The organism is Halalkalibaculum sp. DA384, assembly GCF_043951955.1.
In the GTDB taxonomy this organism is placed as follows: domain Bacteria; phylum Bacteroidota; class Rhodothermia; order Balneolales; family Balneolaceae; genus JAMQKA01.
The window spans coordinates 49,205-62,915 of record NZ_JBINJE010000002.1; the positions used below are offsets into that span (position 1 = coordinate 49,205).

Annotated in this window: 15 protein-coding genes, 1 tRNA gene and 1 pseudogene; 3 read left to right on the plus strand and 14 right to left on the minus strand. The window is 48.7% G+C overall.

Translation table 11 applies throughout. The features are described from left to right. Positions 1-130 precede the first annotated feature (130 nt). From ACG2E4_RS01605 to ACG2E4_RS01665, 13 genes and pseudogenes are all read right to left on the minus strand, one after another. A tRNA-Ser gene (locus ACG2E4_RS01605) sits at positions 131-217 on the minus strand. A gap of 79 nt (positions 218-296) precedes the next feature. Further along, positions 297-1,181 (minus strand): ATP synthase F1 subunit gamma, encoded by an 885-nt coding sequence (atpG, locus tag ACG2E4_RS01610; protein ID WP_395275529.1) that lies wholly within the window; start codon positions 1,179-1,181, stop codon positions 297-299. Between the two features lie 3 nt (positions 1,182-1,184). Continuing rightward, positions 1,185-2,810, minus strand: a complete 1,626-nt coding sequence (gene atpA / locus ACG2E4_RS01615; RefSeq protein ID WP_395260500.1) for a F0F1 ATP synthase subunit alpha — start codon at positions 2,808-2,810, stop codon at positions 1,185-1,187. Positions 2,811-2,844: 34 nt separating this feature from the next. Further along, on the minus strand, positions 2,845-3,390 hold the full coding sequence (gene atpH, locus ACG2E4_RS01620) for an ATP synthase F1 subunit delta (RefSeq protein WP_395260502.1): 546 nt from the start codon (positions 3,388-3,390) through the stop codon (positions 2,845-2,847). Between the two features lie 3 nt (positions 3,391-3,393). Further along, entirely contained in the window at positions 3,394-3,918 is a 525-nt protein-coding gene (atpF, locus tag ACG2E4_RS01625; protein ID WP_395260503.1) for a F0F1 ATP synthase subunit B, read from the minus strand. An 18-nt stretch (positions 3,919-3,936) separates the two neighbouring features. Next, positions 3,937-4,152, minus strand: coding sequence for an ATP synthase F0 subunit C (atpE, locus tag ACG2E4_RS01630; protein WP_310683858.1), 216 nt, complete (start codon positions 4,150-4,152; stop codon positions 3,937-3,939). 64 nt (positions 4,153-4,216) lie between these two features. Beyond that, positions 4,217-5,257, minus strand: coding sequence for a F0F1 ATP synthase subunit A (atpB, locus tag ACG2E4_RS01635; RefSeq protein WP_395260506.1), 1,041 nt, complete (start codon positions 5,255-5,257; stop codon positions 4,217-4,219). Beyond that, positions 5,258-5,650, minus strand: a complete 393-nt coding sequence (locus ACG2E4_RS01640) for a hypothetical protein (RefSeq protein WP_395275530.1) — start codon at positions 5,648-5,650, stop codon at positions 5,258-5,260. A gap of 2 nt (positions 5,651-5,652) precedes the next feature. After that, positions 5,653-5,868 carry an AtpZ/AtpI family protein gene (locus ACG2E4_RS01645; RefSeq protein ID WP_395260510.1) on the minus strand — a complete coding sequence of 72 codons (216 nt, stop codon included), beginning with the start codon at positions 5,866-5,868 and terminating at the stop codon, positions 5,653-5,655. 25 nt (positions 5,869-5,893) lie between these two features. Then, entirely contained in the window at positions 5,894-6,313 is a 420-nt protein-coding gene (locus ACG2E4_RS01650; protein WP_395260511.1) for a polymer-forming cytoskeletal protein, read from the minus strand. A gap of 75 nt (positions 6,314-6,388) precedes the next feature. Further along, positions 6,389-7,249, minus strand: a complete 861-nt coding sequence (locus ACG2E4_RS01655) for a M23 family metallopeptidase (protein WP_395260512.1) — start codon at positions 7,247-7,249, stop codon at positions 6,389-6,391. Positions 7,250-7,825: 576 nt separating this feature from the next. Further along, positions 7,826-8,146, minus strand: coding sequence for a DUF3467 domain-containing protein (locus ACG2E4_RS01660; RefSeq protein WP_395260514.1), 321 nt, complete (start codon positions 8,144-8,146; stop codon positions 7,826-7,828). A gap of 51 nt (positions 8,147-8,197) precedes the next feature. Next, positions 8,198-9,184: pseudogene (locus ACG2E4_RS01665) on the minus strand (PLP-dependent cysteine synthase family protein); the annotation flags it as partial. A gap of 136 nt (positions 9,185-9,320) precedes the next feature. Between ACG2E4_RS01665 and ACG2E4_RS01670 the strand changes: the two are divergent. After that, positions 9,321-9,641: a DUF4290 domain-containing protein gene (locus ACG2E4_RS01670; RefSeq protein ID WP_395260516.1), complete on the plus strand. Its 321-nt coding sequence runs from the start codon at positions 9,321-9,323 to the stop codon at positions 9,639-9,641. Positions 9,642-9,781: 140 nt separating this feature from the next. On the opposite strand, the gene ACG2E4_RS01675 is transcribed toward ACG2E4_RS01670, so the two are convergent. Continuing rightward, positions 9,782-10,348: a GNAT family N-acetyltransferase gene (locus ACG2E4_RS01675; protein ID WP_395260517.1), complete on the minus strand. Its 567-nt coding sequence runs from the start codon at positions 10,346-10,348 to the stop codon at positions 9,782-9,784. Positions 10,349-10,543: 195 nt separating this feature from the next. Here ACG2E4_RS01675 and ACG2E4_RS01680 point away from each other — a divergent pair, with 195 nt between their 5' ends. Then, a complete protein-coding gene (locus ACG2E4_RS01680) occupies positions 10,544-12,025 on the plus strand; it encodes an isochorismate synthase MenF (protein ID WP_395260519.1) in 1,482 nt (493 codons plus the stop codon). Continuing rightward, on the plus strand, positions 12,003-13,709 hold the full coding sequence (menD, locus tag ACG2E4_RS01685) for a 2-succinyl-5-enolpyruvyl-6-hydroxy-3-cyclohexene-1-carboxylic-acid synthase (protein ID WP_395260520.1): 1,707 nt from the start codon (positions 12,003-12,005) through the stop codon (positions 13,707-13,709). Before ACG2E4_RS01680 ends, menD begins: the two co-directional genes overlap by 23 nt. Positions 13,710-13,711 lie beyond the last annotated feature (2 nt).

Genomic DNA, 13,711 nt, shown 5'->3' on the forward strand with positions numbered 1-13,711 from the left:
GATTTCTTATCATGAGAGTTTTGGACTTCAACGCGCTTGAATCCCTTTTATTTAAACAGGATTGCAAAACAAGAGTGCTGGATCCCTATAAAAGAAATAGCCCCATCCTTGGGAATGGGGCTTTGTTTTGCGGAGAGGGAGGGATTCGAACCCCCGGAGACCATAAGGCCTCAACGGTTTTCAAGACCGCCGCATTCGACCACTCTGCCACCTCTCCTGAATCTCTAAATTATAAATTCCAATATTTCAAATTTCAATAAAATAATGTTGAACTGGAATTCCGGTTTGGACCCGACTTACGCCTCTTCAAGAGCCTGTGCTCCAGAGACGATTTCAGAAATTTCAGTGGTAATAGCACTTTGTCGCGCCTGGTTGTATTCAAGCTGCAGGTCACGTTCAAGTTCTTTCGCATTTTCCGTGGCGTTGTCCATCGCCGTCATGCGGGCACCCTGTTCGGCAGCATTAGATTCCAAAATTGCTTTCCAGAGCTGCATATTCAGGTGCAGCGGTAGCAGATCATCTAAAATGGACTCCACCCCGGGTTCATAAATATAATCTATTGATTCACTGGTATCTTCACCCGCAAGCTTTGACGGGTCGATCGGCAGAACCGGTTCTATGATCCGGTTCTGAGCGATTACAGACTTGAATTCGTTATAGGCCAGATAGACCGCATCAACGTTACCCGCTTTAAAGTCAGCGACTACCTTTTTCATAACCTCAACCGGCTTTGTGTATTCGAGGTTGTCAAAAAAGTTGGAATCCTGGTGACTAAGCTCATAGCCGCGCTTGCCAAAATGCTTGGTGCCTTTTTTACCCAGCGTAATCAGGGAAAGATCTCCCTGTTCCCGGTATGTGCTAAAATCTTCCTCGATCGTTGCCTGTACCTTCTTAAACAGGTTATTGTTGAACGCACCGCAAAGTCCACGGTCCGAACTGATAACGATAAAGAGAACTTTTTCCGTCTTTTCCGGTTTTCTGAGAAGAATATTCTGATCACCGGCATTTTTCACCAGCCGACCCACAACCTCTTTCATTTTGGAGGCATACGGGCGGGTTTCGATGATCCTGTTTTGAGCTTTCCGCAGTTTTGCAGCTGCAACCATTTTCATGGCACGCGTAATTTGCTGCGTGTTTTTGATCGACTCAATTCGGTTGCGTATGTCTCGCAGGTTCGCCATGAATTAGGACTCTTCTTGTTCTTGAGTTGCCAGGATTTGATCGATTACGGTTCGAGCGGTGTCAACCAGCTTTTCGCCAAATTCGTCGCTGAGAACCCCCGAGGCCGCCAGCTCCTTCATCTGCTTGTCATATTTGGCGTTGACCGTTTCCATATAATTCTGTTCAAACTCTTCGATCTGATCCACTTTCAGCTTGTCGAGCAGGCCTTCATCATTGATTTTAAGCAGAGCAATCTGTTCTTGTACTGCCAGCGGCTGGTAGATATCCTGTTTCAACAGTTCCACCGTCCGTTCTCCACGCTTGAGCTGTCGCTGCGTGCTGGGATCCAGATCGGAACCGAACTTCGCAAAAGCTTCAAGCTCGCGGTACTGGGCCAGGTCCAACTTCATTGTTCCGGCAAGTTTTTTCATCGCTTTGACCTGTGCAGAACCACCGACACGAGAAACCGAGGTTCCCACATCAATAGCGGGACGCACGCCGGAGTTAAACAGATCGATGTCGAGGAAAATCTGGCCATCCGTAATTGAAATCACGTTGGTAGGGATATAGGCGGAGACATCACCGGCCTGGGTCTCAATAATCGGCAGTGCCGTAAGTGAGCCGCCCCCTTTTAGTTTGGGCCTGAGTTGATCCGGCACATTATTCATTTTTTGGGCCACTTCATCTACATCAATAATCTTGGCGGCCCGTTCCAGCAGGCGGCTGTGCAGGTAAAAAACATCACCCGGGTACGCTTCGCGGCCGGGAGGTCGCTTGAGCAGCAGGGAAAGCTCACGATAGGCGACCGCCTGCTTGGAAAGATCATCGTAGACTACCAGGGCGTGCCGTCCGGTATCGCGAAAATATTCTCCGATGGCCGCACCCGCAAAAGGAGCGATATACCGCATCGGAGCAGAAACAGAGGCGGGTGCAGATACAATCGTCGTGTATTCAAGCGCTCCGTGCTCTTCAAGGGTCTTGGCGATACCAGCAACCGTGGAGCCCTTTTGTCCGACGGCGACATAAATACAGTGAATCGGCTTGTCGGTATCCTGCGTTTCCTTCTGGTTGATAATCGTATCAACGGCCACCGAAGTTTTCCCGGTCTGACGGTCGCCAATGATCAGCTCCCGCTGGCCCCGGCCGATCGGGATGAGTGAGTCAATAGCCTTAATACCTGTCTGAAGCGGTTCCGTTACCGGCTCGCGGTAGATGACACCGGGTGCTTTTCGCTCCAGCGGAACACGGATCGTCTCGCCGGAGATAGGTCCCTTGCCGTCAACGGGCCGACCCAGCGGATCGATAACCCGCCCCAACACGCCATCTCCGACGTTGATCGAGGCGATATCGTGGGTCCGTTTAACTGTATCGCCCTCCTCTACGGCGCTGGTGGCACCAAAAAGAACGATACCGACGTTATCCTCTTCAAGGTTCAGTACCATTCCACGCATCGATTCTCCATCTTCGCCCCTGGAATCCGGCAGTTCCACCAGCTCTCCGGCCTGTACTTTTGACAATCCGTATACGCGTGCGATACCGTCCCCTACCTCGAGGACCGTACCGACATCATATACATCCGCTTCGTTGTCAAAGCCGGATAGTTGTTTTCTTAAGATTGTTGATACTTCGTCAGGTCTTACTTGACTCATTGGTGTTAATTACTTTAATAATCGAATTTAAATTCTACTCTGCGGCCGTGCTTAACAACGACTCTTCCAGCTGCTCCAGCTTATGCTTAATTGTGCCATCAATGACGGTATCATCGATTCTGACCGCCAGCCCACCTCTCAGCGACTCATCAACCGAAAGCTGCATATTCACCCGTTTGCCGGTCTTGGCTTCCAGGGTTTTGTGAAGTGAGCTTTTTTGGTTTTCCGTCAACTCCCGGGCGGCATAGACATCTATTTCGACAATACCTGCGTATTTATTGTACTGCTCAATAAAAGCCTGCGTAATCGGGTACAACAGGCCAACTCGATTTTTACGTGCCAGCAGTTTTATGAACTGCCGAACAACCTCCTGAACCTTTTCTCCGAAGATTTCATCCAACGCTTTCGCCTTGTCATCAAACTTTATAATGGGGCTCTTTAGGAAGAGTTTTAGCTCCCTTGAGTCTTCAATAGTACGTTTGATGAGCTCTATATCATTGAGTATCGCCTCCACATTCTCCTGCTCCTGGGCAATTTGCAGTAGAGCCGAGGCGTATCGTCGGGCTGCTTTGGTGATCATCGGTTAGTTTTTAGAGATATCTTCGATGTAGTTATTGACCAGATTGCTGTTTTTCTCTTCATCCAGCTCGGCTTCGATAATCATTGAGGCAGATTGTACGGCCAGCCTTGCCACTTCATCACGAAGTTCAAGCATGGCGCGTTTCTTTTCCTGTTCAATGGTTTCGCGAGCCTGCTCCAGAATCTGAGCAGCTTCTTCTTTCGCTTTTTCTATCCGTTCGGAACGGAGCATTTCAGCTTCCTCAATGGCCTCTTTGCGGATTTTCTGGGCTTTGCTTTCAGCTTCACGGAGGGCCTTCTCATTGTCTTTTGAGATCTGCTCCGCCCGCTCAAGCGCCTTTTCAGCCGACTCAAGAGATTCCTTGATCCGGCTTTCGCGTTCGCTGAGAGCATCCATTATCAACGGGACAGCATATTTTGCCATTACGGCCAAAAATATTATGAGGGTAATGGCTACCCAGATGGCGAATCCACTGCTGAAGTTGAGGATAGCTCCGCCTCCGTTACCGGCTGCTATTATAAACGACATGTATCTCCGTTTTTAGGATTACGCAAAGAATACGAGAAGAATACAAACAATAGCGGCGATAAGTGCAACACCCTCAATAAGAGCGGCGGTAAGAATCATCGCTCCGCGGATATCACCTGACGCTTCGGGCTGACGAGCAATACTTTCTACAGCCCCTTTACCGATCATACCAATACCTACACCAGCGCCGATGGCTGCGATTCCTGCTCCAATTCCTGCTGCTAATAAACCCATAATTATGTACCTGTTTTAAGTTTTAATTTAGGTTGAAGTTATGTTCATGAGTTAAAAAAAGATCTTACGCGTGGGCCTCAACACCCTCTTCATGGTGGTGTTCTTCAGCGGCCATGCCTATAAAGACCGCTGAAAGCAGGGCGAAAATGTACGCCTGCAATACACCCACAAAAGCTTTCAATACATACAGTGCCACCGTCAGCGGTACCACCAGGATACTGGACCCAAGCCCTACAACAGAGCCGAAAAACTCCGTAAAGATAAATATCAGGCCAAGTATACATATAATCATGATCTTTCCAGAAAGCATGTTCGCAAACAGACGAACGGCCAGGGCCAGCGGCTTGGTGAACAGGCCTATTATCTCGATGGGAGTCAATATAATACGCATCAAACCGGGAACGCCGGGAAACCAAAACACATGCTCCCAGTGATCTCTGGACCCGTTCCACTGGGTAATAAAAAATGTGAACGCAGCCAGCACTCCGGTTACCGTAATATCAGCCGTAGCCGTTACCCCCCAGGGCAACAGGCCAAACAGATTCATAAATGTAATGGAAATAAAGACCGCAAAAAGATAGGGAACAAACTTTTCGTATTTATCATCAGGTATATTGTTTTTCGCAATTTCATCCCTGACAAATACAAACGTAATTTCAAACAGGTTCTGGAACCAACCCCGGGGTTCGGTCTCTCTACCCACACCCTTCCTGTAGCGGCGGGCCATGGCGATTGTCAGCCAAAGCGTCAAACCAACACCAAACCAGAAGTACATAAGGTGAGAGGTAATAGAAAGATCAAGCGTTATCTCCCCTCCGCCGGCGGGAACCAGCGTGTGGCCCTGCTCTGCAAAGTTGCCCGACTCAACAGCCTGCCGGGTAGAACGATAAAAATGCCACTGCCCATCGACCAAGAGAATACGAGGCAGCTCCAGGTGATAACCGGCCAGGTCCAGATAGTGATGATCCTGAACCTTTCCAACCACATCAATCGGAATATCCTTCGACTCTTCTTCGGAATGCTGTTCCTGGTAGGCCCTGAGAGAGGAAGTAGCAAACAATAAAATCAGTACAGTTAGCAGGGGGCGATGCAGGCTCTGTATCATCTAGTTTTCGTGTCGATTTTCCAGAATTTTATTAATAAAAATGATCTCGATTACAGAATGGAGAATATAAGAAATAATGAAACTAATGGTAAATAAAATTTGATCAATTTTTAGGTATGCCAAAACAAGGGCAAAACATACCAGCACCAGTATAAAGCGGAGGGTAATGGAACCGAAAAAAAGGATGAGAAATTTTTTCTGATCGTCCAGGTTAATCTTCCGAACCAACAGAAAGTTGCTTGCCACAAAGGTAAAACTCAGCAGGTAGCCTGCGACCAGGGCGAGTGCTGAGGGAGCCGGGAGAGCCCAAAAAAAGAACGCCAGAAGCACTACGCCCGCCGCCCCGATGGACAGCAGTCTCCTGAGGTAATTGTCAACGAGTGTATCGAGCAAGACTATTTCTGATTATTTAATCGATCCGCCAAACGAAAAATAACGATCATTACATTGACAATCCCAATTAAACATCCTGCGAGTACCAGCCACGGTGAACTGTTAAAATAGTCATCCAGCCAGTACCCGAGGACGATTGGTAAAAGAATAGCGGCAGCTATTTCAGCTCCCAGCGAAATATATTGAGTATATTTGGAAAATGTATTGTTTTGACTCAATATGATTATGAACAGAGGTGATAGCTTATCGCGTTTCTACCGCTTTCAAGTTGGACTCAGGATAACTTCGCTCCTCCAGGTCAATGGAAATGGTCGTTGCCTGCTCCCCCATGCGGCACGCCCCGTTGATCTTGGCTCCTTCTTCCACCAGCAGGCTCTTGGCATAAATATCACCGTTGATTACCGCTGACTTCCGAAGGATAAGTTTATCGGTGACCCGAATCTCCCCATCCAGGGTGCCTGCAATGTCGGCATCCACGGCTTTGATATCTCCGTCAATGCTTCCGCTGGAGGAGATAATCAGTTTTCCTTTTGCCTTGACGCCCCCCTCCAGGGTCCCGGCAATTCGTATATCATTTTTGGTTTTTAACGTACCTTTTAAATGTGTGCCCTCGCTGATCATATTTACCGAAGGCATCTTATTACCGGTTGAGTTGGTTTTCATGGTCCTTGCCGTTGATTTTTTTCGTCCGTTACTGCTAAACATAGATATTTCAGCTCTTTAATGCAGTTAATATTTTTATGATTTGACAAGATAGATCATGGGATTCTGCGGAACGCCGTTTTTCCATATTTCTATGTGCAAATGAGGTCCGGTACTTAATGTTCCGACGTTACCCACAGTTCCAAGGATATCACCCTTAAGGACGATATCACCAACCTCCTTAGACAGGCTTGATACATGTTTGAAAATACTGACGATGCCGTTTTCGTGCTGAACGTGAACCACATACCCGTAATTCATTGTCCAGTAATAGTTGATCACGGTTCCATCGGCCAGTACCTGAAATGGAGCATCCTCACTCGTGGCTATATCGATTCCGAAATGACCCGTTGCCTGGTCAAAGCCGCGCGTGAGCGTGCCCTGTACCGGGAACGGAGCCGGGAAGCTGGGGCTTTGTTTTAAGAGCCCTGAAAAAATAATCTCCTGACGGGAGAATATTTCGCTGTTTACCGCTGGACCTGAAGGATCAGAAGAGGCCCACATCTCTGGTTCATTTCGAGAGACGGTAGATGGAATACTTCCCTCTATATTAAAGGTCGTATCCTCCCCTTCTGCCAAGACCTGCTGTATTTCCCGAAGTTGCCGGTCGCGGGCACGTAGTGAATCCTGTAAAGATGATATTCTTTTTGATATTTCGATGACAGAACTTCGCAGTTCTTCATCTTGCTTGTCATGTATAAGAGAACCCAAAGGGGTAAACATTACAAAAAAAATTAAAATAACTGAAAAAAGGGCCAGAGACAGGTAATACAGCCCAAATAATTTGGTGGGACGGAACTCAAAACTGTTTGAGCTCTCCGGTTCATCATCATCGAGGAGTATAACCGTAAGAGCCTTTTTCCTGAACTGAAACAGCTTTTTTATAAAATCTAGCATACCCATCTACTTTTAGTATTTCGTGAATAATCCGGGCTAAGTCAATTTAGACGACTCCATTAATCAGTCATCCCTGCTTCAAGGAAGCGCCGGTTAACCTGCATTCTCACCAAGATATTGGTTTGTACGCAAGGCGACGGGGAAATCGGGAACCGAAACGTATCGTCATACGTAGAGTGAGCGATTTCCATCATCAACGCAGCATACGAAACAATTTCGCAGCTGGCTACACACTGTTATATTATTTTTAACGTAAGTTGGTTATAGCTTCCAGCTTTAACATCGTTTCTTAACTTCCTGGAGCAGGCCTTTAATCTCCCCGTGGGGGAGCCCCGCCGAAGGCGGGAGGGATATTATTCTATGTTAGGCCTGCACCTCCCGACCCAATCGCCAGACCCATGCGATTGGCCACCCTCCTCGGGGAGGGACTGTTTTCTTGCCATTCCAAGGCAAACAGGCACCCGGGTGAGACAATTATGTCGAACTCAGGTTATTTTTGATTCTATAAATAAATGTAATCCACTGTATATCAAAGCTTTACAAGAAATATTAAATTAACCTCGTGAGAAATTCAGGTTAGGCCTCCGGGGTGGGGCCACGGTAATTAAACGGTACATCAAATTGATCTTCCGATGAAATCGTGCCGTGTTCCTTTTCGTAACGACTCACATTTTCGGCCAGTGCGTTGGAAAGGCGTTTGGCGTGATCGGGCGTCAGCACCATCCGCTTTACCACTTTGGCCTTGGGCACTCCCGGCATGACTGATATGAAATCCAGGATAAATTCGGAATTGGAGTGAGTGATCATTACCAAGTTTGAGTAGGTCCCGGATGCTTCTTCCTCCGGAAGCTCAATTTGCATCTGCTCTTTGTTAAACTCGTTGGTTTGATCTGACATTGTATCAACTTTATGTTCTGAGATTAAAGAATTTTTCCGTTTTGACGACTACTCCTCTTCCAGGAAACCATGCTTTTTCATCCACTCGTCATTATAAATTTTTGAAACATACTGCGAACCACTGTCGGGAAGAATAATCACCATCAGGTCGTCTTCCCCGAACGGGTTTTCCCGAATATATTCCAGCGCACCATAAACCGCCGCCCCGCACGACCCGCCGACAAACAGCCCCTCCTGCCGGGCCAGTGTTCGGGTAAAGGTCAGGGCGTTCTCATCATTGACCTGCACGACCTCGTCCAACAAGTCGAAATCCATGTTCCCGGGAATGATATCTTCCCCGATGCCCTCCGTCAAGTAGGAGTGGATCACGCTCTTGTCAAATTCACCGGTTTCAAAATAATGTTTGTAGACCGACCCGACGCTGTCAACCCCGATCACCTGGATATCAGGGTTCTGTTCCTTCAGGTATTTAGCCGCACCGCAGATCGTTCCCCCGGTGCCCATACCGGCTACATAGTGTGTCACTTTCCCCCCGGTCTGATCCCATATTTCCGGTCCCGTGGTCTCGTAATGGGCCTGGGTGTTGCTCATATTGTCATACTGGTTGGGATAGAACGAGTTGGGAATCTCTTCATTCAGCCGTTTGGCCACCGAATAGTAGCTCTTGGGATCATCGGGCTCGACATCGGTGGGACACATCCGAACCTCGGCTCCCAGTGCGCGAAGCTTGTCGATCTTTTCCTTGCTCTGCTTGTCCTGCGTGGTAAAAATGCACTTGTACCCTTTAACAGCCGCCGCCAGGGCCAGCCCCATCCCCGTATTCCCGGATGTTCCCTCAATGATGGTGCCACCCGGTTTCAACAGTCCGTTTTCTTCCGCATCTTCAATCATTTTTACCGCTATCCGGTCCTTGACGCTCAATCCCGGATTCAGATATTCAACTTTGGTCAGCACCGTTCCCAAAACGCCTTCTGTCACCTTGTTAAGTTTCACCAGCGGGGTATTGCCGATTGATTCTAGAATGGAATTATAGTACATATTCAAGATTTAATAGATGTTGCTTCTGTTTTAACTGATAGAAAGGGAATATAGGAAAATTGCCTTACCAACTCGAATATCAAATAAGGGATTAATCAGAGATCCGATTTTATGGATAGACAAAAATGTTTTACTTTTGAGATTCAACGCAGAGACCGATACCAAACGAAGCAACCATTACATGTTTATTGAACAAAGCAAGCCAAAAGATTATGATTGCGGTTACAACCTGGACCTGATGATCGCGGCCCTTCCCCGCATCAAAGATGAGGATGAGCGGCTGGAGTACGCCAAGCGGGCGGTGGGCTTAATCAAACAAAGTCATCCCAGCTGGGTGGATGACAACGGGAATAGCGAGGCTGCGTGGGAGCATTTTTTTCACCTGGCAGAATACGACCCGGAGGAATACGGCATCTACAACCCCTACACCTCGGGAAGTAACGATGATGCGCAGTAGGTACAGAAACCACTTTCATTTGTGCGGGAGAGCCTGATGTTATTAAATATGCAATGCAATCAGCCGACTACTGACCATTTTCAGGCCTCGGGTCAACAACTTAAAACTGTACCGCACGAATAAACAGGTCATAACATACATTACCCGGCATGCTGGTTTACAGGATGAAGTTCAGTCTCCTGCTGGGCCTGTTCAAATTCCTGGTCCAGCAGCCCGAAGACGAGCTTGTCACAATATCCATCATCCCTGCGAAGATGCTCACGTAGTTTGCCTTCCTGCCTGAACCCCAGCTTTTGTACTTCCTCAATCCACGTGGTATTAAAATCGAAGGCCGCCGTGCACACCTTGTGCATCTCAAGTTCATTAAAGCAGTAGGCCAGTGTTTTCCGAAGGGCTTCCACTTCATACTTTTTACCTGTGTATTTTCGATCTCCTATGGAGCATTTCACATAGCAGCGCCGGTTCTGCGGATCAATTTCGTGCAGATCCACAATGCCGATCAGCTTGCCATTCCCGGATAGATGTATTTCAAAAAGATCTGCCGTCGCATTTTTTTCATCGACCACCGATTTGATATGCCGTAAAAAGGATTCGAAGCTTTCAACCTTGTGGATATCCTCAGAATCAAAGTAGTTCAACTCCTCATCATTGCTCCACTTGTAGTGAAGGGCCACATTCTGCTGGTCGAAAGGCTTTATAGTAACCATAAAAGATCCTTTTTTCTTACCCCTGTTAACGTGTTTTCAAACTAGTTAGCCAAATTAATTCCTCTAATTGTCCCAAACTTCAATGTTTTTTGCAAGCCGAAATTTGTTAAAAATTAGCGGTTGCGTTATGGAATCTTCAATTTTCAATTTATATTGAAAGTAATGAATGTCAAAACGTCAATTTTCTCGAACCACATGAGCGATTCTGCTTCAGTTTCCGATACAGACGGCCAGCTGATGCTATCCGAGTATTTGGAAAGATCTGATCTTCAACATTTCATACAACAGGTTACAGCTCCAGATGCGAACAAACAATTTATCTCGTTTACGTTCCCCGTACCCCGGTTTGATCCCCTGGCCTGCCTCGAAATCCTGTCTGAGTCCACCAGCGAGTTCAATTTTTACTGGGAAAAACCGGATCAGGAACTAGCGCTTTCGGCGGGAGGTGAGCTGGAAACCATTCGCGACGAGGGGGGAGATCGCTTCAGGGATATCGCCCGGCGGGTTGCTCAAATTGAACAGTCATCGGCCAGTTTTACCCTTTGTAACCACTCCCTGTCCGGGATCCATTTTCTGGGAGGATTTTCATTCTTTGACAATGTTAAAAGCCGCTGGTGGAAGCCGTTTGGGTCGGGATCCCTGACGGTTCCAAGATGGCAGCTGATACGGGAGGGAAAGCTGGGGCTTTTGACGATTAATATGAAACTTGATGACGGAGAGGACCAGGCGGCTGCCAGCAAAAAACTGGCATCGCAGTTACACAGGTTTGAACAGCTCTTCCGTCTGAATATGAAACCGCCTCCATTCACGTCCAACACTATTAATCTGGAAGAGCATACCGTACCCGCCGATCAACCGGAAGCGGAATGGACCAAAATCGTTGAGGAGGCCAAAGAGCTCATCAACAACAATGCATTCGACAAGATTGTCCTTGCCCGCGAAGTTGTCAGGACAACCCGGCAGCCGATCAGTCCCACACAGGTGCTGAATACGTTGCGCGGGCAGTACCCCGCCTGCTACAATTTTCTCATCCAGAACAGCGAAGGGAAATCTTTTCTGGGATGTTCCCCGGAACGGCTGGTATCGTTCCAAAAAAACTACCTGCTGACCGATAGCCTGGCCGGGAGTGTCTCTCGCGGGAAAACGGCCACTGAGGATATCCACCTGGAAAAATTCCTGTTGAACAGCTCAAAGAACAGGAGCGAACACCAGTTTGTGACCGATGCCATTGAAAAACACCTTGCGCCATTTATCCGAAAAATTGAACGTGCAGATCAGCCGGACGTAAAAAAGCTGAAGAATGTTCAGCACCTCCATACGCCGGTGCGGGCCTGGCTCAAGCAGGATACCGACCGCTATTCCATCCTGGAAAAACTGCATCCCACTCCCGCAGTTGGCGGCCATCCGCGAGACCGGGCTGTCCCTTACATAAGCAAGCTGGAAAATTTTGACCGCGGCTGGTATGCGGGTCCGGTTGGCTGGTTTAACCTCAACGGGGGCGGGGAGTTTGCGGTGGCTATTCGCAGCAGCCTTGTCGACGGCAACAAAGCACGCTTGTTTGCAGGATGTGGAATTGTCAAAGACTCCGATCCCCGGACCGAATGGGAGGAGACGAACCTGAAGCTCATGCCAATTCTTGCAGCACTGGAAAGTAATGGAGACAGACAAGCAGAATAAAGCCTTTTTCTGGGCTACCATTTTTTTGCGGGAACTGTATGCCGACGGCGTATCTCAGGTTGTTATATCCCCGGGATCGCGATCTACACCACTTACTATGGCGGCCGCTGTGCACCCGGGATTCACCACGCGCACCGTACTGGATGAACGCTCAGCAGCCTACATGGCACTTGGCATGGCCAAAAGCGCCGGGGTTCCCGCCGTCCTGATCTGCACCTCGGGCACGGCCGCAGCCAACTATTTTCCCGCCATCATCGAGGCGCGCCACTCGGGAGTCCCGCTGCTGGTACTCACTGCCGACCGACCGCCCCACCTCCGGAATGCAGGAGCTTCCCAGGCGATCGATCAACTCAAAATTTATGGTGACTACCCGGTCTTTTTTCATGAGGCGGGAGAACCGGTTATGGAGCCGGAAGATATCAAACGCCTGAAAATGGCTGCCTCGCAAAGTGTCACCCTCTCGTTACGCCGGGGTGGACCCGCTCATGTCAATTTCCCCTTCCGGAAGCCGCTGGAGCCCACTCCCTCGTTTGTAGAAAAGATCGAGGCAGAAAACCGTCTGCTCATTGACCAATCCCCTGCTCCCCAGACCTCCGTTTTCCGGACAACAGGCTCCCCTTCGGTTCCTGACGAGATCAGATCACTTATTTCAGCATCTGCCCGCCCTGTTATTGTCAAAGGTCCGGGCGGCGTGCAGCCAGATCTGGATCCGGCTGTCTCCCTGGCGGAAGCGTTGTCGGCCCCGCTGCTGGCGGAATTCCCGGCAACAGGTCATCCCAACATAATCTCCGGATTTGACGGATTTTTAAGGAATCGCTCGCTGCGCCAGAAACTAAAACCCGATCTTGTCCTGCGATTCGGCATGCAGCCGGTAAGCAAAGCCCTGGAGATCTACCTGTCGGCGTTTGATGATATTCCTCATCTTTATTTCGGGGAACTGGAAGAATGGCAGGACGCTACGCACGCGGTCAGTCACCGACTGGAAGGACCGGGAAAACAGGTGGGCAAATCGCGGGATTATACAAAAGCGGATCCAGGGTGGATACATTCCTGGAAAACAGCAGAGCGAACGTTCAATGCATTCCGGCAAGAGCAGCTGGAACCCGTGAATAAACTGGGTGACGGTCACGTCTTTTACTACCTGAGCCGGCAGATTCCCCGTTCATGGAATGTATTCCTGTCCAACTCGTTCCCCGTGCGCGACTGGATGCTGTTTGCGGGATCTCCCCCCCATCCCACCTTCGTAAATCGGGGCGCCAGCGGCATCGACGGGATTATATCAACATCCACAGGTGCCACGCTAGCCGGCAAAAAGCCGGGCGTTCTTTTTATCGGGGACCTGGCTGCACTGCATGACAGCAATGCGCTCCTGAGTGCAGCCGAACTGGAGGAACCGCTGGTGATTGTATTATTGAATAATAAGGGGGGGAATATTTTTCGCATGCTGCCTGTATATGAACATAAAAAGCTGTACCTCCCCTATTTTGAGACGCCTCAAAACGTTAATTTCCGAGGCCTTGCCACTGCTCACAACCTCCCGTTTTCAGTAATCAGAACCGTGGACCAATTGAATCAAATTCAGTTAACCCATTTCACAACTCCCGGAATACACCTTCTGGAGTGTAAAACCGATTCGAAATGTTCGATGGAGCTGAGACATAAACTCTGGAATTTTTCTTCGTAACG